Source organism: Mesorhizobium sp. M1A.F.Ca.IN.020.06.1.1 (assembly GCF_004023265.1).
GTDB lineage: Bacteria > Pseudomonadota > Alphaproteobacteria > Rhizobiales > Rhizobiaceae > Mesorhizobium.
This window is the reverse complement of the sequence record NZ_RZSR01000735.1, coordinates 1-3,069: the sequence shown is the minus strand read 5'-3', so window position 1 is coordinate 3,069 and position 3,069 is coordinate 1. Positions and strand designations below refer to the sequence as shown.

3 protein-coding genes and 2 pseudogenes are annotated in these 3,069 nt (G+C 61.8%); 2 read left to right on the top strand and 3 right to left on the bottom strand.

What is annotated here, in order from left to right; translation table 11 throughout:
* Nucleotides 1-349, top strand: a pseudogene (locus EOA60_RS26020) (cytochrome c); the annotation flags it as partial.
* 314 nt (nucleotides 350-663) lie between these two features.
* Here EOA60_RS26020 and EOA60_RS26015 read toward each other — a convergent pair.
* From EOA60_RS26015 to EOA60_RS26005, 3 genes are all read right to left on the bottom strand, one after another.
* Entirely contained in the window at nucleotides 664-810 is a 147-nt protein-coding gene (locus EOA60_RS26015; RefSeq protein WP_281009321.1) for a hypothetical protein, read from the bottom strand.
* 416 nt (nucleotides 811-1,226) lie between these two features.
* On the bottom strand, nucleotides 1,227-1,844 hold the full coding sequence (locus EOA60_RS26010) for a methyltransferase domain-containing protein (RefSeq protein ID WP_127240629.1): 618 nt from the start codon (nucleotides 1,842-1,844) through the stop codon (nucleotides 1,227-1,229).
* A 114-nt stretch (nucleotides 1,845-1,958) separates the two neighbouring features.
* Nucleotides 1,959-2,243 (bottom strand): YMGG-like glycine zipper-containing protein, encoded by a 285-nt coding sequence (locus EOA60_RS26005; RefSeq protein WP_127240638.1) that lies wholly within the window; start codon nucleotides 2,241-2,243, stop codon nucleotides 1,959-1,961.
* Nucleotides 2,244-2,865: 622 nt separating this feature from the next.
* Here EOA60_RS26005 and EOA60_RS38365 point away from each other — a divergent pair.
* Nucleotides 2,866-3,069, top strand: a pseudogene (locus EOA60_RS38365) (hypothetical protein); the annotation flags it as partial.

Sequence of the window (3,069 nt, the reverse complement as noted above, 5' to 3'; positions counted from 1 at the left end):
CGCCCGCACCGGCCGCGCCATGATCGCCGAATTCCCGGCCGGCACGCTGGGGGAGCGATCGTGGGCCAAGACGGAGATTGACCAGGCGCGGCTCGAATTCGAGTCGCTCGCCCGCCATATCGGCGATCTTGCGGACGCGCTGGCCGCTAAGGCCGACAACGCGCCGGCCGAGATCAGCGCCGACATGCGCATGGGAGCGGGACTGCCGATGGATGGCGGTAGCCTGCTCGGCAAGCACCCGGGTGCCGCCGAGGCCGAGCCGGCAAAAATGCCGGAGGAACATCTGCTGCACCTGATCCTGCAGGATTGCGCCAGCTGCCATTCGAAGTTCCGGCAAAAGGAGAAATAAAAGAGGCGCAAACGCATTGGTCATCACACCGGGCCGGACGTAGAACTCCCCGGCCCTCGCCCCATAGGACCATTGCTCTGTGCCATCATGTTCCGCAACGGCTTCCGCTCGCGCGAATCAGTGCCCGAGCCCTACGGTGTCGCCAGGACGTCCGCTTTCAGGAAAAGGCGAAATTCCTTCCCACGACCGCGATGGGCCGCGAAGTCTGCACTCTACCATCCTAAGCCCTTCGCTATAAGTGGCGACCCATACCGTTGGATTACGTCCTCTTGTCATCTCCATGACTGCTACGCCTCACGTGGTGGCCGCCGAATTTATCGCACAACCAGCAGAAGACGCCCACTGTTACGGATGAGTTCCGGCGCCAATATTGCGCGCTTGCCAGCGATCGCACTTCGCAAATCGTGCACGGAAGAGACCGGCTTGCGGTTGACCGCCACGATCATGTCGCCGGTCCGCAGCCCCGCTCTTGCCTAAGTGCCTGAATTCGCGATTGAGCTGAACAAAATTAATGGCCGCCGGCGCCGCCGGGACCGTTGAGAAATTGGAACCCAAAACAAGGAGTTTTTTGGAGACGGAGGACAGCAATGGACCGACAGACGTTTTCGCCGATCATTCCTTCCCTTGCTCCCGAGATGTCAGACCTTTCGCTCGACCGGCTCGACGCAGTTGCCCCGCTGCCTGGCGGCCCTTGCAATGATGACCACCGGCAGCTGGTCGAGCGACTGAGCGCGTGAGGCTAAGAAGGAGGGCAGACAGCCGTCAGCTCTGAACGGCGTTTGGCTTGGTCAAGGGCGGGCCGACGCCCGCTTCCTGGCGCGCTGGACTTTGTCGAAAAGCGAGAAGGCGCAGTCGCGGTTCGACGTTGGCACCGAAGCTAACTGCGCTTTTTCGCGAATGCCCACACCATTAGCGGGTACTCTTCGTCATTGCTGAGATCCCGCCACAGGCCGTAGGCCCGCACCGGCCCGCCGATATGCGCTCTCGCGCAGGCCTTGTTGCCCCAGCCGAAGACCTGCACGTCATTTTCTGCGAAGCCGCCCTCGATCATGACCTGCTTCAATCCCGCCGGCGTCCAGCGGTTGTAATCGTGCGGCCGGGCATGCACGCGGAACAGGAAAGGCGTCGCGACCATTGCCCATCCGCCTTGTTTGGTCATTGCATGGATGTTGGCCGCGGCCGCGAGCGGCCGCTGGACGTGCTCGAGCACCTGGTCGGCAATGACAATGGAAAATTGCTCGTCGGTGCGGTCCCGGCAGATGTCGAACTCGGGGAAATCAACCGAGCGGTAGTTGGGGCACATCGCCCGCCAGTAGCGGTTCCAGCCGGGTGAGATTTCGATGACGTCGCGGGATTTGCGATTGGCCGCTTCGAGGAAGGCCGTGAAGGCCTCGATCTGGCAAATGCGCAACCAGTTGCGGGAATCGTAGCCGATCAGCCGTTTCACCGCGCGCTTGCCACGGTCCTTCAGCGCGTCGGCAAGGGTCGTCGTCATCTCGACCTCCTCTGCAGCCCGCCTCAGAGACGGTTTTACAGCGAGAAGCGTACAAAAGGATGACGGAAGAGGGGAGCCGGCGCAGAAAACGCCGTCTCCCAGTCACTCAAAGGATCAATAATCGCCGTTGTAGTACCGGTCGTCGCAGGGCGCGGTGTAGATTTGGCCGTAGCGGTCCCGATAGCGGCAGAGCTGCTCGCCGCGGCGCTGCGGGGTCGTCGCGCTGCCGACGACGGCGCCGAGCAGCGCGCCGCTCGCCGCACCGATCACCGTCGACTTGGTGTTGCCGCCAATCGCCTGGCCGACCAGTGCGCCGCCAGCGCCGCCGATCAGCGCGCCGGTGGTGGCACGCTGCTGGCCCTCCGTTTGGGTCTCGCATCCGGCCAGTGCCGCGGTCATCAGCACCTTGTCATCGGTCGTGACGGCGGGCGCATGTCGGACCGTCAGTTTTGTGCCCGGATCATCCCCTCGGCACCAAAGATATGCTTTGGCCAATAACCGATAGCCCTCTGAAGTAAGCGCGGGCTTCGCTATGATGCGCTCGACGATCTCGCCAGTGTGCGCCATAGCTTGGTTCACCAGTTTGTCAGCCTTTTTGGTATAGATGCCACTCATAGCCTTGCTGGTGGCCCTTTCCGTGGCCCACCGGTGTTCGAACTCAGCGCCCAGCGCGAGCAGTTCGCGGTCCGGATGGTTCTCAGGCCTTGCATCCTGTGAGAATGAGATCGGACCGGGATAAGCCGAGGGTTTGACGTGAGCAACCCAACCTGGTTTATCGCCTGCCGGTGTCATGAAGCCGTTCATTGCTTCCGACAGTTCATGTGCAAGGCGAACGGCGCGCTCGTCTGGCGTCTCGACGGCCTGTGAGGCAAGAGCGCTTCCTGCGCCCGCTATGGCCGGCAGCGAGGCTAGGCCAGTCAGCAAAAGGCGGCGGTTCAGGTTAGCTGTAGGCAAAGCTCCGCCATCCGCCGGAGCGGTCATATTCTCAGACACTTTGGGTTGCCCCCCTTGGGCTCGCGGCGTGATTGCCGCAGAGGTAAGCGTGGCAAAACGTTTTATTGTCAATAAATTTTTTATATGTCTGGCAACAATTAACTGGATAAGCTACTTTGAGGGGACAATGGAAATGACGCCGGATCAATGCCGCGCCGCGCGCGCGCTCATCAAATGGAACCAGCAGCGCCTCGCCGATGCCGCCGGGATCGGAATTGCGACGCTCACCCTC

Bases quoted from the DNA above. Each gene is read 5' to 3' on its own strand.
- EOA60_RS26010 (WP_127240629.1), bottom strand. From the start codon at position 1,844: ATGACGACGACCCTTGCCGACGCGCTGAAGGACCGTGGCAAGCGCGCG.
- EOA60_RS26005 (WP_127240638.1), bottom strand. From the start codon at position 2,243: ATGACCGCGGCACTGGCCGGATGCGAGACCCAAACGGAGGGCCAGCAG.